Source organism: Candidatus Mycosynbacter amalyticus, from assembly GCF_025273655.1.
Taxonomy (GTDB): domain Bacteria; phylum Patescibacteriota; class Saccharimonadia; order Saccharimonadales; family Saccharimonadaceae; genus Mycosynbacter; species Mycosynbacter amalyticus.
Genome location: NZ_CP045921.1, coordinates 585390 through 608566, shown reverse-complemented (window position 1 = coordinate 608566; position 23177 = coordinate 585390). Strand labels below are relative to the sequence as shown.

Annotated in this window: 23 protein-coding genes and 1 tRNA gene; 20 read left to right on the top strand and 4 right to left on the bottom strand. The window is 49.5% G+C overall.

Annotated elements, in window-relative coordinates:
- Nucleotides 1-2: 2 nt before the first annotated feature.
- The 12 genes from GII36_RS03405 (at nt 3) to GII36_RS03350 (ending at nt 13868) form a co-directional block, all read left to right on the top strand.
- On the top strand, nt 3-1982 hold the full coding sequence (locus GII36_RS03405) for a DEAD/DEAH box helicase (protein ID WP_260762473.1): 1980 nt from the start codon (nt 3-5) through the stop codon (nt 1980-1982).
- Nucleotides 1983-1987: 5 nt separating this feature from the next.
- Nucleotides 1988-3139, top strand: a complete 1152-nt coding sequence (locus GII36_RS03400) for a GIY-YIG nuclease family protein (RefSeq protein WP_260762471.1) — start codon at nt 1988-1990, stop codon at nt 3137-3139.
- 198 nt (nt 3140-3337) lie between these two features.
- Nucleotides 3338-3832 carry a hypothetical protein gene (locus GII36_RS03395; protein ID WP_260762469.1) on the top strand — a complete coding sequence of 165 codons (495 nt, stop codon included), beginning with the start codon at nt 3338-3340 and terminating at the stop codon, nt 3830-3832.
- Between the two features lie 242 nt (nt 3833-4074).
- Nucleotides 4075-4575, top strand: coding sequence for a hypothetical protein (locus tag GII36_RS03390; RefSeq protein WP_260762467.1), 501 nt, complete (start codon nt 4075-4077; stop codon nt 4573-4575).
- 1062 nt (nt 4576-5637) lie between these two features.
- The gene (locus GII36_RS03385) at nt 5638-6324 is read left to right on the top strand and encodes an MT-A70 family methyltransferase (protein ID WP_376787562.1); all 687 of its coding nucleotides are present in this window, start codon (nt 5638-5640) and stop codon (nt 6322-6324) included.
- Nucleotides 6325-6424: 100 nt separating this feature from the next.
- Complete coding sequence (locus tag GII36_RS03380; protein ID WP_260762466.1) at nt 6425-8758, top strand: type IV secretory system conjugative DNA transfer family protein; 2334 nt, start codon at nt 6425-6427, stop codon at nt 8756-8758.
- Nucleotides 8746-9627 (top strand): replication-relaxation family protein, encoded by an 882-nt coding sequence (locus GII36_RS03375; protein ID WP_260762464.1) that lies wholly within the window; start codon nt 8746-8748, stop codon nt 9625-9627. The genes GII36_RS03380 and GII36_RS03375 overlap by 13 nt, the downstream gene beginning before the upstream one ends.
- Nucleotides 9620-9916: a helix-turn-helix domain-containing protein gene (locus GII36_RS03370; RefSeq protein WP_260762460.1), complete on the top strand. Its 297-nt coding sequence runs from the start codon at nt 9620-9622 to the stop codon at nt 9914-9916. The genes GII36_RS03375 and GII36_RS03370 overlap by 8 nt, the downstream gene beginning before the upstream one ends.
- A 58-nt stretch (nt 9917-9974) precedes the next feature.
- Nucleotides 9975-11021, top strand: a complete 1047-nt coding sequence (locus GII36_RS03365; protein ID WP_260762459.1) for a site-specific integrase — start codon at nt 9975-9977, stop codon at nt 11019-11021.
- Between the two features lie 379 nt (nt 11022-11400).
- Nucleotides 11401-13053, top strand: a complete 1653-nt coding sequence (locus GII36_RS03360) for an FAD-binding oxidoreductase (RefSeq protein ID WP_260762457.1) — start codon at nt 11401-11403, stop codon at nt 13051-13053.
- A 167-nt stretch (nt 13054-13220) separates the two neighbouring features.
- A tRNA-Leu gene (locus tag GII36_RS03355) sits at nt 13221-13307 on the top strand.
- A gap of 141 nt (nt 13308-13448) precedes the next feature.
- Nucleotides 13449-13868 carry a hypothetical protein gene (locus GII36_RS03350; protein ID WP_260762455.1) on the top strand — a complete coding sequence of 140 codons (420 nt, stop codon included), beginning with the start codon at nt 13449-13451 and terminating at the stop codon, nt 13866-13868.
- 97 nt (nt 13869-13965) lie between these two features.
- Here GII36_RS03350 and GII36_RS03345 read toward each other — a convergent pair whose 3' ends face one another.
- Nucleotides 13966-14412 carry a hypothetical protein gene (locus GII36_RS03345; protein WP_260762453.1) on the bottom strand — a complete coding sequence of 149 codons (447 nt, stop codon included), beginning with the start codon at nt 14410-14412 and terminating at the stop codon, nt 13966-13968.
- A complete protein-coding gene (locus GII36_RS03340; protein WP_260762450.1) occupies nt 14409-14909 on the bottom strand; it encodes a GtrA family protein in 501 nt (166 codons plus the stop codon). The genes GII36_RS03345 and GII36_RS03340 overlap by 4 nt, the downstream gene beginning before the upstream one ends.
- A gap of 49 nt (nt 14910-14958) precedes the next feature.
- Between GII36_RS03340 and GII36_RS03335 the strand changes: the two genes are divergently transcribed.
- From GII36_RS03335 to GII36_RS03300, 8 genes are all read left to right on the top strand, one after another.
- Nucleotides 14959-15558, top strand: a complete 600-nt coding sequence (locus tag GII36_RS03335) for a TrmH family RNA methyltransferase (RefSeq protein WP_260762449.1) — start codon at nt 14959-14961, stop codon at nt 15556-15558.
- A gap of 97 nt (nt 15559-15655) precedes the next feature.
- Nucleotides 15656-16930, top strand: coding sequence for an LPXTG cell wall anchor domain-containing protein (locus tag GII36_RS03330; RefSeq protein ID WP_260762446.1), 1275 nt, complete (start codon nt 15656-15658; stop codon nt 16928-16930).
- A 318-nt stretch (nt 16931-17248) separates the two neighbouring features.
- Nucleotides 17249-18595, top strand: coding sequence for a histidine--tRNA ligase (hisS, locus tag GII36_RS03325; RefSeq protein WP_260762444.1), 1347 nt, complete (start codon nt 17249-17251; stop codon nt 18593-18595).
- 69 nt (nt 18596-18664) lie between these two features.
- Nucleotides 18665-19948, top strand: a complete 1284-nt coding sequence (gene tig, locus GII36_RS03320) for a trigger factor (RefSeq protein ID WP_260762442.1) — start codon at nt 18665-18667, stop codon at nt 19946-19948.
- 46 nt (nt 19949-19994) lie between these two features.
- Nucleotides 19995-20249 carry a hypothetical protein gene (locus tag GII36_RS03315; RefSeq protein ID WP_260762440.1) on the top strand — a complete coding sequence of 85 codons (255 nt, stop codon included), beginning with the start codon at nt 19995-19997 and terminating at the stop codon, nt 20247-20249.
- On the top strand, nt 20246-20437 hold the full coding sequence (locus tag GII36_RS03310) for a hypothetical protein (protein ID WP_260762439.1): 192 nt from the start codon (nt 20246-20248) through the stop codon (nt 20435-20437). The genes GII36_RS03315 and GII36_RS03310 overlap by 4 nt, the downstream gene beginning before the upstream one ends.
- 149 nt (nt 20438-20586) lie before the next feature.
- The gene (locus GII36_RS03305) at nt 20587-20760 is read left to right on the top strand and encodes a hypothetical protein (protein WP_260762437.1); all 174 of its coding nucleotides are present in this window, start codon (nt 20587-20589) and stop codon (nt 20758-20760) included.
- Nucleotides 20761-21025: 265 nt separating this feature from the next.
- Entirely contained in the window at nt 21026-21622 is a 597-nt protein-coding gene (locus tag GII36_RS03300) for an ATP-dependent Clp protease proteolytic subunit (RefSeq protein ID WP_260762435.1), read from the top strand.
- Between the two features lie 190 nt (nt 21623-21812).
- Here the strand turns inward: GII36_RS03300 and GII36_RS03295 are convergent, their stop codons facing one another.
- Together GII36_RS03295 and GII36_RS03290 are read right to left on the bottom strand one after the other, a co-directional pair.
- Nucleotides 21813-22307, bottom strand: a complete 495-nt coding sequence (locus GII36_RS03295; RefSeq protein WP_260762433.1) for a hypothetical protein — start codon at nt 22305-22307, stop codon at nt 21813-21815.
- A 43-nt stretch (nt 22308-22350) separates the two neighbouring features.
- Nucleotides 22351-23046, bottom strand: a complete 696-nt coding sequence (locus GII36_RS03290) for a VIT1/CCC1 transporter family protein (RefSeq protein ID WP_260762430.1) — start codon at nt 23044-23046, stop codon at nt 22351-22353.
- Nucleotides 23047-23177: the final 131 nt, after the last annotated feature.

The window sequence follows — 23177 nt, the reverse complement described above, 5'->3', positions numbered from 1 at the left end:
CCATGAACAGCGAAACCCTCAACATCATCGACGTAAAATACGAGAAGAACGGTGAGTCTACCAAGATCGACAACTTTGGTATGCGAGAAATGCAGTGTCGGGTGTTTGAAAAACGTGCCAGCAATCACTTGCTTATCAAAGCACCGCCAGCGTCTGGTAAATCTCGAGCATTGATGTTTATCGGCCTCGATAAGCTCATACACCAAGGCAAGAAAAAGGTCATCGTGGCCGTGCCAGAAAAGTCTATCGGTTCATCATTCGGTAATACAAACCTCGTAGATAACGGCTTCTTCGCCAACTGGGAAGTCGAGGATCGCAACAACCTCTGTCTCGGTACGGGCGATGATAAAAGCAAGGTAAAATCGTTCGTCCGCTTCATGCAGGATGATAGCAAGATATTGGTATGTACGCATGCCACGCTCCGCTTTGCGTTTGAGAATGAAGAGCTGGACACCGAGCTGTTTAACGACACGGTGCTGGCAATCGACGAGTTTCATCATGTGTCTGTCAGCGATAACAGCCGACTTGGTGATTTGCTACACCGAGTGATGAATAGCACTAACGTACAGATAATCGCTATGACCGGCTCGTACTTCCGTGGCGATGCTGTGCCGATTTTGACGCCAGAGGACGAAACTGAGTTTGATAAGGTCACCTATACCTACTATGAGCAGCTGAATGGCTATACCTACCTCGAAACACTTGGTATTGGTTACCATTTCTATACAGGAAGTTATCTTGATGATGGTGCATTAAGTGCGGTGCTTGACCCAAGCAAAAAGACGATTATTCACATTCCGAACGTCAACTCAAAAGAATCAACGCAGGTTGGAAAACACGAGGAGGTCGAGCAGATTTACGGCCATATCGGTGAATGGCAATCGCAAGACAGCGAAACAGGTATCGAATATATCCTCGATGGAAATGGCATAACACGCAAGGTCGCCAATCTCGTCGATGACGACCCACTGCACCGTGCCAGAATCACCAAATACCTCAGCGAGGTGGCTCGTGAAGATATTGATGGCGTAGATATCATCGTGGCACTAGGTATGGCAAAAGAGGGCTTTGACTGGCCATGGTGTGAACAAGCATTGACGATTGGCTACCGTGCAAGTTTGACGGAAATCGTGCAGATTATTGGCCGCTGTACCCGTGATAGCTACAATAAATCACACGCTCAGTTTACTAACCTCATCGTGCAGCCAAATGGCACTACCGAAGATGTGCAAGTGTCGGTGAATAATATGCTCAAAGCTATCACCGCTTCACTCCTGATGGAGCAAGTGCTAGCACCAAACTTTACATTCAAGCCTCGTGTCTCGCCAGACCAAAAAGCACAGGCTGGCGAGGTGTTCGTCAAAGGCCTCAAAAACCCACCAACCGAGCGTGTCAAACAAATCCTTGCGACTGAGCTAGAAGATTTGACTGCAGCCGTACTGCAAGATACGCAGATACAGCGTGCTGCCGCAAACGGCCACTCGGGTGAATATATGAAGCACCTCCAGTCAAAGATTATCCGAGAGAAACTTCCTGGGCTTTCTGACGAAGAAGTTGAGGTAACTCGTCAGTATCTTGCGAGCAATCTGGCATTCAAATCTGCTGGTACGAAAGTTACCGAGGAGGGCGACAAGAAGTTCATTACACTGGCCAATAGTTTTGTAAACCTTGATGATTTGAGTATCGACCTGATTGATTCGATCAATCCATTCCAGCACGCCTTTGAGGTGATATCCAAGAAAGTGGGAGCAGATGTGTTTCGTGTTATTCAAGATACGATTGCTGGCTCTCGGATTGATATGTCAGACGAAGATGCCCTTGCACTTGTACCACAAATCAAGGCGTTCGTGATTGCTCATAACGGCAAATATCCTGCGCTAAATGCAACCGATAAGAACGAGAAGCTACTGGCTAATGCGCAAGCATACCTGACCCGACGCTATACCGTGTGGCAGCAAGAAAAAGAGAGGAATAACGCATAGTGGAGATGCCCGACGATCTTGTTCAGCTTTTTGAGTCGGATGACGGCCAGCTTTTCGTACCGCCTAAAAAGCAGGTTGCCGCAACGGCCGACGATAGGCTCACGGCATCATTCCAGCAGATTGTTGATTTCGTCGAGAAGAACGACCGATTGCCAGAGCTAGAAGCCGTTGATATTTCTGAAGCAGGGCTAGCTGCTCGACTCAACTCCATACGTGCAGATGCAGCGAAAAGTGAGGCATTGCAGCCTATTGACAGCCTTGGCTTGCTCGAAACGCCCGAAGCTCCGGAATCTATCGATGAGCTGTTTAGCGACGATACATTCGGGCTATTCAATGGTGTCGGTGATGATATTCTGCGTGTCAAAAATGTGCCTGTGGTGCAGCGTGCTTCGCCTGAGGATATTGCAACCCGTAAGCGAGCCGATAACTTCGATACATTCCGAGCTGGGTTTGCCGATACGCAGGCAAGCTTGAGAGATCGCACTGCTAAGCTGGTGCGATTCACGAGCGTGACACAGTTGAAAGCTGGAGCGTACTTTGTGGCGGGCGGGCAGATGCTCTACGTCGCTGATATTGGTGAAGAAAAGATGGTACATGGCCGCATGAAGAGCCGTATCCGAGCGATTTACGAGAACGGCACAGAATCAAACCTCTATCTTCGTTCGCTTTCGAGCCAACTCTACTACGATGGTTATTGCGTAGTGACATCGGATTATAACGGTGAACTACAGCTCGATGCTGCCGATACAATCGCTGGCCACATTTACGTACTTCGCTCACGCAACCAAGATGAGAAGATAACAACTATCAAGAATCTACATAAAATTGGCTTTACTTCTACGACTGTTGCCGAGCGTATCAAAGATGCCGAGAACGACCCGACGTATCTCATGGCTGGCGTGGAAGTTGTCGACAGCTATATCATCACGGGCGACTACAATACACAGAAAGTTGAGCATTTCATCCATCGAATCTTTGCGGATGTGAAAGTTGACCTGAAGATCATAGACCGTAGCGGCCAAGAGTATGCGCCAAGCGAATGGTACTCGGTGCCGCTCATCGCTATCGAGCAGGCTGTGAATATGTTGCAAAATGGCGACATAACAGAGTACAAGTATGATAAAGACCTCGAACAGCTCATCCTGCGCAATGCATAGACAAATAGCCCAAAATCAAAGACAGCTCCAGATACGGAGCTGTCTTTTCGGCTGTAAACATTATTCACGTTTTCCTCTACATCCTTGCGCTGTCTCGTTAGTATAGCCTCATCCTCTACGGACGACATTCATCGTTCCGCATTGGTGAACTATTAACAAACGAGAGCTATCTATGCTCTAGAAAAGGAGTAATGAACAATGGAAATAACCCGAGAAGATTTCGAGGCATACGAAGATGTTCGCATCAGCGGTGTCACGAATATGTTCGACGTGCGAGCAGTCGAAGCGTATAGCGGACTATCTCGTGAGGTAATCTTGGACATCATCGAGCACTACAGTATTTACAAAAAGTGGCTCCATGAGCGAAAGTATACCGACATGGCGAAAGTAATAAGCGGTACGCACGGCATCGGCTCTATCCTCGCACGCTATGAAGATATCGTGGCAGTGTACGGCAAACCATTCACGCGTCTGCCTGAGAACAAGATGGATGTGCAGTGGATTGTTGAAACCGAACACGGTATAGCAACGATCTACAACTACAAAGACGGCAAAGCCTACCTTGGAGATAAAGGACTCGATGTGCGAGCTATCAAGGAGTGGCATATTGGTGGCAGCGGTCACGGAAGGACTGTATTTAAAGAAATACAGACATCACTTCATGACTACGTCAAAGAACGAATCGGAGGATAGCGATCGGACAAAAACAGGAAGTGGCATCAGCAATGGTGCCGCTTTTTGTTTTGTATGCACAATGCATCAATATGACGCGATCGACAGATGCGGCCACATCTCATCGGAAGTAACTATAATGCACGCAATCCGGTACATTTGTTCCATTCCTCGCTACTATATCCCTAGCTTCGAGCGACACACATCGCACTAAGTGATCATTAACAATTCGGAGCGCCTCGCTCAGAAAGGAATAATCCTATATGAATATAGCAAAGGAGAACTTTATCGCGTATGAACAGGTGCGCATCAAAGTGCAGGCTGACATGCATGATCTCAAACAGGTCGCAGCGAAAGCATCCTTGCCACGGAGCGTCGTCCAAGATATTACACTAAACTACAGCGACTACATGGAAAAGTTTCGTCTTGAGGAGTATATCAAGCGTATCATACCGTCAACGAAGAGAACGGTATGCCGTATTGAACACTTCCACAGACCATACCGTGACCTCGTAGCGATAGTCGGTGAGCCAACCGTAGATATCTGGGGCGATACGCTCAACGTGGTTTGGTCACTTCCGACACCATACGGCTTGGTTACAATCTACACGCCCAGTCACAGCAAGCTACTGAGCAACCGATTGACGAGACGGTTCTTCCCAATGTGGTATATCAAAGCAGAGAATACGCTTGCCAACGAGGTAATAGTACAAAGATTCTATGCGTATGATTTACAGAAAATGTTCATAAAACACACGAGATAGGCTAAAAGCAATGAAGCGACACCGATATATAGTGTCGCTTTTTGTTTGAGGCTAATGCCATATTGACCTCTGTTAATAAAATTTCATACGCGCTCATGCTTGCATGCACAAACACTCCTCCGCTATTATGCGAATAGATTGACACGTCCCAGCGATATACCCCGTAAAGGTACGAGTGAAGCCCACTCCAGCATGGATCGCCAAAGGTGCTTGAGCAATCATCAGTATTGACATTGTGTATCGCAGACAGGGTGTGGGTCGCGAACATATCGGTAATCAAACAAGCACCAATTTGAGTGGACTGGCCGAACGTAGAGTTTAGAACATTAGATCGACATCTAAATACCGTAGTCCTTGACCAGAGCCGTCAAGAGTAGAGACTTATTGGTATATATACAGAACTGATCAAAGAGATCATGCATTGCAGATTAAGACCCCCACTTACAGAGGTAATCGTAAGTAGGCAGCTTTCTGGTGTTCTCTTAAAATAGCGCAATATACTTGCATAAACCGCTACATATAGCGCATTTTTGCCTATTGCTCTTGCTTTTTCATCACGGTTATGCTAATATAGCCGACGAAGTAGAAAACGACTAGTAGTTACCTACTCACGAATTAATTCACACTGACTCGTTTTGTTTCCACAAAACATACGTTGGTCAACATAAAACTTTGTAACACGGCTCCGTCTTAATCGAGGAGCTTTTTGTATGACTACAAAACTCCATACCTTTCCATCTGAACCGTATGTTGTAGCAAGAATTCTGTAATTCGTTAGTAGCTGTCGTTCCACATCCATCCTTGCGTAACGTCATTAAAATAGCCATGCAAATGGCTTGTTTGACGCATAGTTCACCCAAATTGCACCATCTTTTCAAGATGTATGCAAGTGGTATGTTTTTCGAACATCTCGTATCTGTTAGTCGTGTCTCATCGGCTTAAAACGTTATGTAAGAAAAGATTAATAAATAGTGTCAAACACAGTGAAATAGGACTCGCCAGACACGGCGAGCGCCTCACTGAAGCAGGTTTCCGCCCACTGTCTGGCGGAAAGGAATTAACGTGACGAATATAACGAAACAGTCACACGCAACACTACCAACCCTAACAACGACTGCGACTACCGCAGCGCAGGAACCTCGTCCGAAGTATGACGTTCTGCTTGCCGACCCGCCATGGGACGTTGAGCAGAAAGGTAAGAAACGTGGCGCTGAAAAGCACTACAATCTCATGACCTTAGACGACATCAAGGATATGGGTGACGCGATCAAAAGCGTCACTGCCGACAATAGTCACTGCTGGCTCTGGGTGACAAATGCCACCTTACGCCACGGCTACGATGTCTTGGAAGCGTGGGGCTATACGCCTCGCAGCATCCTGACATGGTGTAAACCTCGGTTTACGCTCGGTAACTACCTGCGCAATAGCACGGAGCATGTCCTGTTCGGCACACGAGGCAAAGCCCCCGTAGGCTTCCGCTCGCAGCCGACGTGGATGTTTGCACCACTGCAAGATCACAGTCATAAGCCCGAGGAGCTTTACCCGATCATCGAGAGAGTATCTGGGCATTTAGGGAGCGGTACAAACCGGAAGTTAGAGCTGTTCGCTCGGAGACGAGAGCACGGCTATGACGTATGGGGGAACCAAATCGAGAGCGACGTATCGTTTAAGGATTTTGGTTTTCCCGTACCGTCAGACTTCGACTCAGATGGAATCCATAGCAATTCACGTAATGTAGGAGACCAGTAATATGTTTAATTCGATGAGAAGTAAAGACGCTGAGAATAACTGGGTATGGTACCAAATCCATTGGCAACGCCCAGTATCCCCAATACAAACACAATCCCTCTTGGAGCGATTAGCTAGCGACGACTTAGGCGCTGAAATCATCTTTGAGACCAGAACACACAACAAGCAAGTCCTGTTCCTCGTCGCAACGAGGAATAGCTATGCAGGTGAGCTGCAAGACCTGTTTGAGTCAATCGTGCCAGGAACGACCTTAAGCCGTATCCTGCCGAAAGACACCAAACCTTTGCGACCACGACTCATGGTAGCCGACTCGGTCGAGATGGGACACCCAGATATGGCATTGAACCCTGACCGTATTAGCCAAATCACCCGTAGCATCCTCACTGCAATGGCAAATGTCCGTGGTGGTGAGGGGCTTGTGCTACAGGTCATGCTCGGCAAGCGTACTGTGCCATACACGGTACCAAAGACACTGCGTGACCCACGCCAAAGCGGTGCATCTGTTTTTATCGGGGGCGTCATCCCGATGGCAGCAGACATTCATGCTGGGCTGCAACGACGGCACAACATGCACGGCTTCTTTACGGAAGTTCGCATCGGAGCCGTTGCACCAGACACCATTCGTGGCTGGTGGTTACTCGAGCAAGTTCGCAGTGGACTTGCCATGATGGAAGCCCACGGAGCGAGTATTCGACTGCGTGGCAAGGATTGCATCGAACAGTTGCAAAACCTGACCCGACCACGCAAGTGGACGCATATGCTGTCTAGCCAAGAGGTATCCTGCCTGATGGGAATCCCGTATGGCGAGGAGAACCTGCCTGCGGTGCCACCGCTGCACCCGATTGTGCTACGGACACCGTCCCTGATGCCAGCATCCGAGAAGAGCTTTGCGGTGACGAACGATCCAAGCAAAAAGATACCCCTCGGTATCTCGGAGCAGGCATCGTTACAGCACACGCTCCTACTCGGACCAACTGGTGTCGGTAAAAGCACCACCATGCTCAACATGATCTTAAACGACATCGATGAGAATCGCGGTGTGCTGGTGATTGACCCGAAAGACGACCTGAACTCGGATATCTTAGCTCGCATGAACCCGAAGCGAGCTAAGGACGTGGTGTATATTGACCCGACGGCAGATAATATCGTGAGTATTAATTCACTGGCCGGTGGTGGAGATCCCGACCTTGCAGCCGATGCCATGCTTGCAGTACTACGGGAGATATTCGCCAGTTCGTGGGGGCAGCGAACCGAGGATATATTGTCCAACGCACTGCTCACCCTGATGCGGACGACCAACGACGTCACGCTATCGATGCTACCAGCCCTGCTGTATAACCCAACGTTTCGCAAGAAGCTGGTTGAGGAAGTGAGCAGAGACGATCCAATGGGACTTGGCTCATTCTGGAAACAGTACGAGGCGCTCACGCCCAACAAGCAGCAAGAGATCACGGCACCGCTGATGAACAAGCTTCGTACGGTGCTGACGCGAAAGCCGCTCCTACGCACCGTTGGACAACCAGAGCCGAACTTTAACTTGAGCGATCTATTTACGAAGAACAAGATAGTGCTGGTATCGCTCAACAAAGCCAAGCTCGGCAATACCAGTGCACGGTTCCTCGGCTCGCTCATCCTGTCGCAGGTTTGGTCGCTCACACAAGGACAAGGTGCGATTCCAGAAAACCAACGACCAGTGGTCAAGGTATATGTCGATGAGATGCAGGACTATCTTGCACTACCGATCAACATATCTGACGCACTCAGCCAAGCGAGGAGTTACAAGGTCGGCTTTACGCTAGCACACCAGTACCGCGATCAGGTTAGGGATAAAGAGTTGCTAGCTGGTATTGATTCCAACGTTGCCAACAAAGTGGTATTTACGCTCAACGACCCAGACGCACGCACGATTGCCAACATGACGGGCATCCTATCGGCAGACGACTTCAAGTATCTGCCGCGGCATCAGGTGTACGTGCAAACACTCTGCGTAGGGCAAAAGGTCTGGCTCAGTGCCACGACGAATCCTGCACCAAAGGTCATTAATAACGTTGAGAAATTCAAGCGATTCAGCCTTGGCATCTACGGTCGCCCAGCGGAGCAGATCGATGAGGCTATTCGTCAGTCGGTTGGTATTAATGACGACATTGCGAGCGTCGTCAAGAAAGCAACCATCACGAATGTGCTAGCTCAGACGCCTGAACCGGCAGCCCATCCACAGCCTGCCAAAAACGCCAAGGATACTGCCGCTTTGGATAAGGGCATGAGGCTGCTCAGAACCGTCATGGAGGACTATCGAACCACCAATCATTCCACTAGTGGTGCTAAGGGGTCAACAACCTCCGAACGTCACCCCAAGAGCCAGCTGACTGTACCTCTTAACGAGGTACGTCAATCCACTGGCGCGGCAGCAGGAGGTGCATCATGGACACGCTAATCCCAGACAACTACCCAGCAGGAACAATCGTCAAGATTGGTAAGAAGCGGATTGCCCTTGATGGCAAAGAAGTTCTCTTGCTCCACCTCCTTGCCGAACACAAGTTCCTCTCAACCCAGCAAGTTGCCAAGTTCATCCATACACCAACCAGACTATTTAAGTCGAGTGTACGGAATGTCACCTTGCGGCTGAATAAGCTGCATGGCATGAATCTCATCGCCTTGCAGCCTGGACGGGTCGGTGGCGTCTACCACGGCGCAGAGCCAAACATCTGGCATCTTGCGAAGCTTGGTCACGATACACTTGAAAAACTCAGGCGTATCGAAACCAACGAATCCAAGAAGCCGTTCAAGGCTCCGACCTTTACCTTTGCGGCACACCGTATGGCGATCAACGACACCAAGCTCATCCTGAAGCACATTGCCGACAAGCATGAGCAAGTGCAGCTTAAGGATGCGGTGATCGAGGAGAAAAGTTGGCGCTACTATACCAACCGTGCCGGTGTCGCTACCAGTCTCAGACCAGATATGTACGCTGTTACCACTCGTGGGCAGCTAGAACACCACTGGTTCATCGAGGTGGACTGCAACACAGAGGCACCCGTTCGCATCATTGCCAAGTGCAACATGTACCTCGACTACCTGATCTGTACGCAGGATAGCCAAGATGGATGGTGCTGTGGGCAGTTTCCAGCGGTTCTGTGGGTCGTTCCGACCATAAAGCGTCGGGAATCCCTCAAACGCCATATTGCCGAGAATTTCCCCGATTTCGCGGTTGGACAGCCATTCATTGTCATAACACCACAGGAACTGCCGAGCCTTGTGGCTGAGGGTAAACTAGGCAAACTAACGGAGGTAACCTATGAATAAAAACGACTCCCGAAACGACTCCCATTATCCACTGGACTTCGATAGCAAAGGAAGCGTTAATGTAAGTGCTGCGAACGGGAGACACCAGCTGAAGATGCAACTTCTGAGCCTAAAAGAGGCAAAAGAAATACTAGGCATCGGTGACTGGATGCTTTTCCAGCTACTACGCTCGAATGCCATAAAGAGCGTAAAGATTGGCAATCGTAGGCTCATAAGCGTACACGCCCTTGAGGAGTACATCATAAAGCTAGAGGAAGAAAGCGAGGTGAGAGGCAACTATGGCTACTAGATCATATAAACGAGGGAACGGTGAGGGTTCCCTCACCCAAAGACCGGACGGGCGCTGGATGGCAAGGTTCTATATAACCTTGCCAAGCGGCGAACGAAGACGTCAGCATATTACGCTGAAAGATAGAGATGAAGTAATGCGACGAATGCGCGATGAAATGGCAAAAGCAGACAAGGGTCTTGCGCTAAGCCATGAACGACGCTCGGTCGAAGATTGGCTCAATTACTGGATAACTGAAATCCACCCACGGAATGTCAAAGACAGTACTCTTGAGCTTCATCGGTGTCATGTCGATAAGAATATCATACCTGAAATTGGCAAAGTGTCGCTGATAGGGCTTAAGCCCGACCATGTACGTCGCATGCTCGTTGCGTGGGATAGGAAAGGTATGGGAACAAGAAGCCAGCAGATTGCGCGTAACGTCCTCTCAGCTGCGTTACGTGATGCGATGAAGCTTGAGTACGTACATCGTAACGTGGTGCGCCTTGTCGACCCGCCAAAGCACGTGACAAGGCAACGTCATGTATGGACGGCCGAGCAAGCACGGATATTTCTTACTGCGATTGAGGAGCACCGCTACTACGGACTGTTTCTCATATTCTTCTGTTTTGGCTTACGGCGAGGTGAAGCAACAGGGCTAACTTGGGGTGATGTAGACTTTGATAATGACCTCATCCGTATTCGCCAACAGGTATATTATGTTGGGCATATACAACACGTTGGCGAGCTAAAAACGCTCGAGAGTCGGCGTGTCCTTGCGATGCCGCGCGTCGTACGTGATGAGTTACTTGCTGAGCGCGAGAGACGTGGCGATCCTGCGGCACATGAGTTCTTGTATCTCAGCGGAAGGGGCAACCCCGTCGATGGACGCACTCTTATCCAGCTCTTTCATAAGATATCCGACTGGCTTGAACTGCCACGCATCACACTCCATGAAATACGCCACACAGTTACGACACTATTGCACCAGAGGGGAATATCACCAAAGACAGCACAGAATATCCTTGGGCACAAGTCGATCACAACGACACTTCAGGTGTACACGCATAGCACAGAACAGCAACGCAGTATGGCGATTACCGAGATCGCAGGGGTGTATAGCTAGCCGCAATATGTGCCGTACCCTGTGGCACTGTGATACCGTAGGAGTCAAAAATAGGAGTACATCGCAAAATGTACTCCTATTTTTATGGGTTTTACCCCTGTTATTTCAAAATTAAAGATGGTTTTACTCGCAAGCTCCTAAGGCTAGCGTGTCTACCAATTCCACCACATCCGCGTAGTGTTTTGTACGATTAGGGTGTACGCAATCTAGGCAATCATATTCGACACGCAGCGTGCCTACTCATGATTTACGTTTTACGCAGCCACCACATCCGCGTAGCCTATTTATACTATCATAGCTCTAGTCATATGCAAAATGGACCTTGTGGCTCGACAGGTATGGTATCATAGAGGTAAAGCTTAGAAAAAGAGGATGGTAGATGAGTAAGATTTCCCAGTACCTGAACGAGCACCTACTTGGCGAGGTGACGACGAACGCGGCCGTGCGACGCGAGCTCTCTACAGACGCAAGCATGCTCACACTCACGCCAGAAATCGTCGCATACCCCAGAGTTACCAACGACATTCGCAAGGTACTACGCTTCACTCACCAGCTGGCGGGCAAAGGTCATGCTATCAGTGTGACGGCACGCGGCAGTGGTACAGATCAGACTGGGGCGGCTATCACCCAGGGTATCGTGGTCAATACCACGGCACATATGAATCAAATCTTTGAATTTGACAGTAAACAGCGCCTCGTGCGTGTGCAGCCGGGTGCTAATTTCGGTGCATTGCAGACAGCGTTGAAACTCCAGGGCTATCATGTTCCGGCATTTCCAGACTCATATGAGTACAGCACGATCGGTGGCGCAGTGGCCAATAACGCCAGTGGTCGCTTAAGTGGTCGACACGGGGCGATAGATGAAAGCGTCGCCGAGCTGGAAGTTGTACTTACAAATGGCGACGTGATCCAAACGAAGCGTCTCAGCAAGAAAGAGCTGGGCAAGAAAAAAGGTCTTCAGACACTTGAGGGTGAGATCTACCGTAGTATCGACAATCTCATCGAAGACAATACAGAACTGATCGACGAGCAGCTTAATACCGGCGCGATCAATAATGTCGGCTATGCTAACCTTGCCAAGGTCAAACAAAAAAATGGTTCGTTTGACCTGACGCCGCTTTTTGTCGGTGCACAGGGCACACTCGGTGTCATATCCGAGATGATTCTGAAAGCTGAGTTTTACAACGCTGAAACATCCGTGGCGACTATCGCTGTGCCAGACGCCAATAACTTTGTCGACTTGGTGGATGAACTGCGCGCTGTCGAGCCGGATGCTATCGAGGTGTTTGACGGTCCACTCGCCACACTTGCACGAGAACATGGCAAGAAATATTCTATCTTTGCGCAGCTCGACGGCGAATCTGGTTCTCCAAGTGTCGTCGCAGGTTTGATACTTTGTACAATCCAGGATTTTAGCGACCGTGTCCGCAAAAAGAAACTAAAGAAGATCAAGAAGCTAGTTGAGAAATACGGTGCTGTCATGGAAACAGCCGAGAAACCCGATTTGGTCCGTGAACTTGTAAGCCTCCGCGGTGTGGTGTATTCTGCCGTTTATTCCGAAGAAAAAGCAGGCGTCGTACCCTCGCTGTTTCGTGGTGTCTATATACCTCATGATCGGTTTGCCGAATTCCATGATGCCCTCGCTCTGCTCGAAAAGACTACTGGTATCCACCTGCCATATAGCGGTTTTGCAACAGATGGTGTCTATAGCTTTTGGCCACAATTTACATTTCGTGGAGCTACCGACAAACAAAAACTTTTCAAGCTATATGACGCGTTTACTAAAGTAGTGTATGATCACGGTGGCTCTGTGGTAGCTGAGGCGGGTGAGGGTCGCCTCAAGACGCCGTTTATCGACAAGCGTAGTGATTCGCGCTTGGCGGATATGTTCAGCTCACTGCGTGCAGTGTTTGATCCGTATACTACGCTCAATGCTGGCGTCAAAGAGCCAACAGAACTGCGGAGTGTTGTTGCTCATCTACGTACTGGGTACGATGGTATCGACTTCGCAGACTTCTCCAGCACTAGCTAGGATATACAGCAGTACACCTTCCTTGAAAAATCCCCTCAAATCAAGTATAGTTGGAGGGTCGCACGCAGATGTGGCGGCTGTGTGAAGCGCAAGCTAATTGTAGACACGCAGCGCTTAAGTCCTAGGATGACACAAAACTCACATAGTACATTGCATCCAACTTATACGCAGATGTGGCGGAATTGGTAGACGCGCTAGCTTCAGGTGCTAGTGTCCTTCGGGACGTGGAGGTTCAAGTCCTCTCATCTGTACCAATATAACATCCCGGCTCCAGGCCGGGGTTTTATATTGTGCCGGGGCCCCTTTATTGCAAATTATTATTTATATGTTAATATAGTCATGTTAGAAGAGGAACCAACCGAGGGCAAGGAGTCCTTATGTACACGAGTAGGGTTATGATAACGGCGGCGTTGGCTGTAATTGCACTTTCAGCGACGGCTTGTTATGGTGACTCCGGCGTTACCACGACAGTGACGGCGACTGTCACGGACACCACCGCCTCAACATCCGCCGAGCATCAGGATGTACAGCTGCATGCTGGTGTCGAGCCGGGCGGTAATACGTTCGTGGTCTGCAACGGAGTCTCGGGCATCGCTACTTCCATGACATCATGTCCGTTCGCAATCCGCGTCAGTGAAGCATATGGAAGACCTCTGCGACAAGAGATTGTCACGGTGTCTGCGTATAGTCCTGTAACTCAGCAGACATATGAGATGCACTGCGAGCCTGGCTCTTTCGTCACCATCAGTGGCGACGAAAAGCGTGCTGCGGTAATCTGTAGCGGCGGGAATAATGCAAAGGTGGTAGTCTTCTAAGCGCTATTTCGTCGAGAGACGAATGTTTAAGCCCTGCAGCGACCTGTCCGGATAGGTAGAGTTCTCGCTAGCGGGGCTCTACTTATATTGAGTGAATTTAACTCAACCCCACAAGTACTGCCAGCATGACCATCGCGTAGAGGATCTCCAGCGACCAACCCCAAGGTCGTTCACCCCATTGAATGTTTTCGGCGAATTTGAAGAAAAGCTGCGCCGGCTTCCAACTGACCTTGATGTAGTAGTGAAAAATCCAGAGAAAGTCTGGTAACATGGCAAAAAACGCACCTACGGCAATCAGTAGTATCTTGTCGGGGTATAGCCAGCAGGCTAACGCGATAAAAGTAATGCACAAAGTAGCGTCAACTGTAAGAATGCGGTTGAACTTACGAGAATGCACTGGTGCGGTATCGTCGCGGCCATAGTGTGGAAACGTATCAAGTACGAAGTGCAATATAAACGCAATAAGCGGTACATACATGACGTATTCTGGTGGGGTGAGGATCGCTACGAGTGCACCCGACAGCGCATGATTGAATCCGATCATGCCCGGCCTCGCTTTCGTTCATATGTGAGGCCATGATGCCTACTGACGGCGGCATGGCGCTTAGTAGGAGCAAACACCCAAAACTTCAGCCCTATGTACGACCATATTGCAAAAAATACTGCCGCTGAGACGACGCCCAGGTAGTATTCGAAGCCTTCGACCGATGGCATCTGAATGAGTATGAGCTGAGTAAGTAGACTAACGAGGAAAATATTCAGGAAGAAATTAAACGACATGAAGACAATAAAACGTGCAACTTCACCATACCCGCGCTTGGATGACGTGTGAAAAATCCAGTTTTTGTTGACCAGGAAAAAGAGTATATGGGCAATGAGGCTGCCGCCCACCATACCCCAAAAAGGATCGACATAGAGTATGTGATCGGCCACTGCTACGCCAAGCAGTGTCCCTACGAAAAGGATGTTGCCAGCGAGCTGGAGTTTGATGAACTCGATGATGTTTTTGACTGGTGTTTTTTTGCGTTTGGTATGCGCCATGCTTATCCAGTATAGCAGAGTGGACGGGTAAATTTGGTAGTATAGAGTCATGACAAACGGCACTGCCCCCCATCCTAGGCCTTGGCCAACCGGCCCTCGCTACGACCGAGAGTTGCTCGCGCATGGGGACGGACGCAATGTCGCCGATAAATATCGCTATTGGACAATCGAGGCAATCCGCGAGGACATGCAGGCAGGTAGTGGAGGTCTGGAGATCGGGGTGGAAAATCTCGAGCGTGACTACAACATGGGCACAATCGTGCGTAATGCAAACGCGTTCAACGTACGGCGAGTGCATGTGATTGGCCGCAGGCAGTGGAACAAGCGCGGCGCTATGAAAACAGATGCATATCTAGAAGTGGTGTACCATGCGACAGTAGAAGACTTTGTCGTAGCCATCAGGGGTCGCACGATCGTAGCGGTGGACAATGTCGAAAGCTCACAGTCGCTCGATACTGTTGACATGCCGAAAGACGCGGTATTGGTATTTGGAGGCGAAGGTCCCGGTATTTCAGAGGAAATGCTTCAGCGAGCTAATATGATTGTCGCGATTCCGCAATTTGGTAGCACTAGGTCTATTAATGTAGGGGTGGCGTCTGGTATACTCATGTACAAGTGGGTTGAAAGACATATTCTTTTGAAAAAATAACAGGGGTGTCATAAGGGAACTAGCTTATGTCTATTGACATTAGCTTAAATTTGTGATACTATGAAGATAGTTAACCTAATGTGGAGTGAGGTGTAACATGCAAGGTATAATCAATACATTTCGTTATGCACGAAGTAGCAAGGCAATCGTCTCGGCTGTGTTCGTGTTGGCGGTCATGCTGACAGGCGTCGGCTTTTATCAATTCAACCAGACTGCGGCCGATGCGGCGAGTCCGTGTAACGCCCAGACGAATAACATCGTTCCAAGCGGCATCCAGAACTACGGTGATGTGACGCGTAATTACAATGCAAACACTTGTGGTGATTTGCAAGCTATCTACAATCACTATTGGATCAAGCCAAATCTCGCGGCCGGTGATCAAGTGATCAATGGTACGTCAAATAACAAGGGTGAAGTGATCGCCAACGGTCGTGTAGTTGCAACAAACGCGGCTAGTGTCGGTCGCCAGGCTATTGCGCATAGCAGCCCGATTTCTATCAATGGTGAGCGCTACTACCAGACGTCACATGTCGGTGGTCAAGCATTTGCGAATCCAAACGCATCTCTGGCAACTTTGGTCGTGCTCGACAAAGACGGCAATTTCAAAAACGCCATCATCAAAGCATGCGGTAACCCTGTATATGCAAAACCAGTGCCACCACCAGTGCCACCAAAGCCACCAGTGCCAGATATCAAGGTATGTGAACTTGCGACTAAAAAGATCATCACTATCAAAGAAGATCAGTTCAACCCGCAGCTGCACAGTAAAAACCTCGAAGACTGTAAAGAAGTTGTGCCTGTCTACGCATGTACTGGCCTGAGCGTCACCAAGCAGGGCGACAATCAGTATCAGTTCCAGACAACCTATAGCGCTACCAACGCCACATTCAAAAGCGTGAGTTACATGGTGACTGGCCCTAGCGGCAGCACGACGGTAGCGGGCTCGCCAAATACTGCGACATACACGGCTTCGGCTCCCGGCAAATATTCTGTCCAAGCAACAGTGACATTTACTGCAAACGGCAAAGAAGTGACCGCCACCAGCGAGGCATGTAAACAAAGCTTCGAGATCCCAACTCCACCACCAGAAAAACTCGTAGTATGTGAACTTGCAACCAAAAAAGTCATCACAATCAATAAAGATCAGTTTGACAGCAGCAAATACTCTACCAATCTGAAAGATTGCGAAGAGAAATGTCCTATCCCGGGCAAAGAGCATTTGCCAAAGAACAGCCCTGACTGTGTCCAGCCTACGCCAGCTCCAGTAGAGCTGCCAAAGACCGGTACCGGTGACTTGCTCGGTGCAGGTGTTGGCCTGGCTGCCATGAGCCTCAGCGCGTATTACTACGCTGCTAGCCGCCGATTGTTCTAGTCACTCCACACGTGATCCACATGATACCGCCTCAGTGATGAGGCGGTATTTACTTGTGAATAGCCGCCGTTCTCTAGCTGGTTGGGATGCTTAATATGCTAAGCAATAGCATCTATAGCAATTTAAGTCATTTGGTAGTATAATATACATATGATTTATCGAACTATCCATCATCTGCATCTGTCGCCGGAGCAAGTCGGCTAGCTCTCTTATGTCCAAATAACGAATCTACGCCGAACTCGCTTCGGCGTTTTTTGTACAGATGACAAGTCGCTTACCCTTGCAAATAACAGATAAAGATGATAGGATTACAACATTATGAGTTCACTCAGTACCCAGCCGTACAAAGGTACGCGAGACTACTATCCAGAAGATATGCGTGTGCGCAACTACATCTTCGACATGTGGCGCAAAGTGGCACAGCAGCATGGTTACGAAGAGTATGCTGCGCCGGTGCTCGAGCCACTCGAGATTTATACTGCAAAAAGTGGTCAAGAGCTTGCAACCGAGCAAACCTACACATTCACCGATCGTGGCGATCGTACAGTGGCAATACGTCCCGAGATGACACCGAGTGTGAGCCGTATGGTGGCAGCTCGTCGTCAGGAACTAGGATACCCTGCGCGTCTCTATAGTATCGCCAACTTCATGCGATACGAGCGTCCGCAGCGTGGTCGTGAACGTGAGTTTTGGCAGCTCAATACCGATATATTTGGTGTCGACGGCGTGCAGGCTGAGGCGGAGATTATCGCCATGGCCTATGAGATCGTCAAAGCGTTTGGTGCGAGCGATGAGATGTTTGCTGTTCGTATCAACAATCGCAAGCTTATCAACTTTATGATGCACGACTACTTGGGGCTTGACGCAGTGCAATCACACTTGATGGTAAAGCTGTTTGATCGCAAAAATAAAATTCCCGCAGAAAGTTTTCGTGACCAAGTAGTAGATATCTTCGGCGAGGATCGTGCGAGTGAAGGTGCAGCCAAAATCGCCAAACTTATCACAGCCAAGTCTATGGCAGACCTCCCTGCAGAACTTCGTGAAAGTGAAGCAGTACTCGAAGTACAGGAACTCTTCACGTTGCTAGCCGATGCAGGCGTGGCAAACGCGACGTTCGACATCACGCTCATGCGTGGCCTGGATTACTACACAGGTACGGTGTTCGAGGTGTTCGACATGCACCCAGACAATAACCGCTCGATGTTCGGCGGTGGTCGCTACGACGGGCTCGTCGGGCTCTTTGGTGTCGATCCGGTACCGACTGTCGGTATGGCACCTGGTCTCACCCCCATGCAGCTGTTTCTCGAGTCACACAAACTATTACCCGAGTTCGTCTCTACGACAGACATTGCTATAGTCGTACTGGGTGAAGATACACTAGAAGGTGCGCTAGGTTTTGCGCGAAAGCTCCGCGCAGAAGGTGTCAATGTCGAGGTTGATATTTCTGGCCGAAAGCTCGATAGGCAGATAAAAGCTGTACTGAAAAAACAAGTACCGTTTATGGCATTTGTGGGCGAAGATGAGCTGAGGCATAACCTCTATGCTTTCAAAGACGTGGCATCCGAGACAGAGGAAAAACTGAGTCTCGAGCGTATCGTGACACGCGTGCGCGATTATCGCCGACGTGGCACAATGGATGAGATTGACGCGTTGTTTGCAGAGTAATATTGGTATTTGTCCCCGAACCCCCTTACGTTTCCATACGAGAGGTGAAGCTGCTATACTTGTACTAATATGAAGCAAACTACAAAACACCTATCCGAGACGAAAGTCGAACTTACTATTACTGTTAGTGCCGATGAGCTGAAAGACGCCGAACTGGTGGCATTGACCAAAATCGCACGAGACATCAAAGTCCCTGGTTTTCGCCAAGGCAAGGTTCCTGCGAGCGTGGCAGCCAAACATGTCAATCCCAATGATCTTGCACAGCATACACTGGAAAACGCGTTGTCCAAGGCTGTAGCAGATGCGTTTCTTGACGCAGGAGTACAGGCACTTGATCGACCAGAGGTAGAAGTCAAGAAGTTTGAGCCCGGCAGCGAACTCGAATTCGTCGCTACGAGTGAGATTTTGCCCAAGATCAAGCTCGGTGACTACAAGAAGCTTGCCGCGAAGCCAGAAAAAGTCAGTGTCACCAAAAAAGACGTTGATGAGATTATTGACCGTATCCGCGCAGGCTATGCTGAGAAAAAACCAGCTGACCGCAAAGCTAAAAAAGGCGACGAAGTCAACATCGACTTCGTCGGCAAAAAAGAGGGTGTAGCGTTTGATGGCGGCACAGCCGAAGGTTATGATATCGTGCTTGGCAGTGACAGTTTCATCCCTGGCTTCGAAGACGGCATCGTGGGGCATAAAGCCGGTGACAAGTTCGATCTCGACCTGGCGTTTCCAGAGCACTATCATGTCGAGGACCTCAAAGGTGCCAAGGTTGTGTTTAGTGTCACACTCAACGAAGTCAAAGAGGTGGTGGAGCCAGAGCTGACCGACGAATTAGCGGCAAAAGCCGGTCCATTCAAAACGGTCAAAGAACTCGAAGACGATATTAAAGCCGAGATCACCAAGCAAAAGCAGAGTGAAGCTGATGACAAATTGAAGGATGCGCTCGTTAGTGAACTGGTAGAGAAGAGCGACGTACCAGTGCCAGAAATCCTAGTACAGGATCAGATGCGCTCTATAGAGCAGGATATGGTGCAAAACCTCATGCAGCGTGGTTTGACACTCGACATGTACTTGGCGGAAAAAGATTTCAAAGACAAAGATGCTTGGTTAGAGAGCGAAGTCAAAGAAGCTGCAGTGAACCGCGTAAAAGCTGGTCTAGTGCTTGCCGACCTGAGTAAGGTGCTCAAGGTGCAGGCGACAGATGCTGAATTGCTCGAAAAAATGAACTTGCTCGGCCAGCAATACCCCTCCGAAGACATGCGCAAGCAACTAGCTACGCCAGAGGTGCAGCGCGATATTGCAAATCGTCTGCTAACTGACAAGACGATTGACGAGTTGGTTGCGCTCAACGCGAAATAGTTGTATAGTACACACCATGCTCTCGGCTCCAAAGAGAGGATGGAATATGAAAAACAGAGGGTCTGCAGTCATCACCACGATCGGTTCGACTCTTGTCGGTGCTGCATGGCTGGTAGGAGAGCCGATTGACGGTCGCGTCGAAAAGTATGGCGCATCGTCTCTCGGTCGACTGACTTGCATGGTTCAGGCCGGATGCGACCGCGTGTTTGATTGCGGCGTAGCAATGATCGCGGCCGATACTCCCAGAGTGATTGCGGCGCGCTATGTGGCGCGTCGACAGGTGTCGAGGAGAGTAACATGAAAAAGTTTGGCTTTTTTGTTGGTGCCTCGGTTGTCACTGCTGCCGTAGCGGTAGTGACTGGCGTTGCAAGGGGTAGTAATTTGCCTCCGGTCTTTCAGCGACGACCCATGGGCGTCCTCGGCGTTTCGCGAAGGTATGCTACATTCGTAGCACTCGCGGAGGCAGATGGTTGGCCCATCGACGAGTGACAGCTATGTGAGGTAGACAGTTTGACGGATTGCGACTATTCTGGAGTCGAGAGCGCAATCCCCTGAGTCGCACACACCGCTTGGTGTGTATTTTTGTATAAATTAAATTATAGTATTGTAGGCATAACTCTCGGCTCAGAGGGGAGAAAATGATGGATCCATACCTGAAGGCCGCACTCCAGCTTGCTGGTTTGGCTGCTGCAACGTTTGTGCTCTGTGAGCTGGCGAATCGCAGGGCGGGAGTGCAGCGACCCGTCGAGTTTTCAAGTCCATTCGCGTCGATAAAGTATTCGCTGCTTGACACACCTGGAGGTGACGTATGAACAATCGTGTTCGCACTGTGATCGCGCGCAAGGTCAAGACCATCGTGGAGCCGCTTCACTACCTGGCCTACGTGGTCTTCTGTGACCGTGTATTACCTGATCACAGTACCAGCGGGAAGAGGCTCTGAGACCGTCTACCTGGCGGTAGCCTCGGCTGAAACTTCATTCAGCGACTACCCACCCTCCCGAGCCGAGAGGGGTAGTCCTAGAATATCAAACTAGCACTCGCTTGACGTGAGTGCTAGTTTTTATGTACACTAGATATATGAACAAGCCTACAAACTATCTGGTACCAACTGTGATCGAGAAGTCGCCCGAAGGCGAACGTGCGTTTGATATCTATTCACGCCTGCTCAACGAGCGCGTAATCTTCCTCGGGGAGGATGTGAACGAACATACTGCCAATCTGGTAGTGGCACAGCTACTCCACCTGGCCTATACGGATCCCGATAAAGACATCAAGCTCTATATCAACAGTCCTGGTGGTAGTGTCTACGACGGCATGGCTATCTACGATACGATTCAGTACATCAAGCCAGATGTACAGACAATCGGTATCGGCCTGCAGGCGAGTATGGGTGCCTTCCTGCTGAGCAGCGGTACCAAAGGTAAACGCGTGGCGCTACCGAGCAGCCGTATCATGATTCATCAGCCGAGTAGTGGTACGCAGGGCAAGATCAGCGATCAGGAGATCGCACTCAAAGAAGGGCTCTACCTAAAGCAGCAGCTCAATAAAATTTTAGCCAAAAACACTGGCCAGAAGCTGAGCAAAATCGAAAAAGACGTTGATCGTGATTTCTGGATGAGTGCCGACGAGGCGAAAACTTACGGAATTATCGACGAAGTTATTGCCACTGCGTAGGGAGTTGTTCGCTGGGTTGTAAGGGATTTGGATGCACAGGATTCCAGCGAGCGTGAGAAGAAATCTGATAGACATTTGCTCGTGGTAATGCGCCATGTATAGAGCGGATAGATTCTACTGCTGAGTCATACGTATATATTTCATCGAATACATCAAATTGAGCTCGCACATTTTGTATGTCAAGCACCTGCTATAAGCTGACTGCAGGATATCCGCCGTGCGTACGTATATCGTTGATTATATCGCTGAGATCGGTGAGAATAGTATCGTATAAATCTTGGAACTCTCGATCCTTATATATCGTGGCACGTTCTGATTGCAGAAACGGATAGTGTAAAACGGTGTCCTCGCGTGACAACAGGGAAGCATCGTAAAGAGCAACACGCGAAAGCGCATGAGAGACTTGATTCGAGGGTAAAAGTTCTTCATGGGGGATGGCAGACTTTCCATGGAGCAGCTCCTCTAGGGCTTCAGTTGTTTCTTCTCGAAGCTCATTATCTGTATATTCTCCAAAAGCCTCCTTGGCGGCTAGCATCTCGTCAACAATGATTTGTGCTTGCTTTTCAAACTCAGGATGTAGAAGCAAAAAACTGACTTTGGCGTCTTCGGCAATATGAGTCACTCTGTCGACGGATAATTTTTCACCCACAAGTTTAGTAGGCAAAAGGTGAACGTTACTTTCCATATGTAAAGTATTATAGCACTTTTATGTAATATAGTCAATATTCTTATGCAATAGTTCCAAAGAGCATGCCGATTCCGTAAGTAAGGAGCATGGCGAGCGCACCACCTAGTACGACACGTAAGATAGCCCGGGATTTGCGTGCTCCGCCGACATGTGCGCTAAAGTAGCCGGTCGCCACCAGGGCGATGAGTACAGCTACAAATGTGATTTGGAGTTTGAGCTCGTGCGGTGCAAGTATGACGGCAAGAAAAGGCACTAGGCCACCAGCAGTGAAGGCGAGTAGAGAGGCGACGGCAGCCTGAACCGGGCTGTTAAGATCGTCTTCGTCTATGCCGAAGTGCATGCGCAGGTGCGCTTGGAGAGCGTTGGACTGGTGTAAATCGGCGGCTACGAGCTTGGCGGTCTTGGGTGACACCCCTTGAGATTGGTAGTACTTGGCGAGTTGCTGCTGTTCTTCGGCTGGATTCTCGTGGAGCAGCTTCTTTTCGCGGCGAATATAGGCTTTTTCGGTGTCACTCTGACTGCTCACGGAGACGTATTCGCCCACTGCCATAGAAAGGGCGCCAGCCACGAGTGCGGCAAAGCCTGCGGTGGCGATGGCTTGATTGTCGCTACTAGCACCGGCTACGCCCATCACGACGGCGCTAGTGCTCACGATGCCATCGTTGGCGCCAAGTACGGCGGCGCGGAGTTTGTTGAGCAAGGCATTGGTAGATTCTGTTTGTGGTTCGCTAGTCATATAGCTAGATTATACTCCTGCAGAACGAAAACAGCGCAACAATGGCAGCCGGTGAGCTGTTTGGTGTGCAGGGTGCATGTCAGGTGGCGGTTGATCAGCTTCGTCGTCAAAACCTCTTGAAATATTGTCGT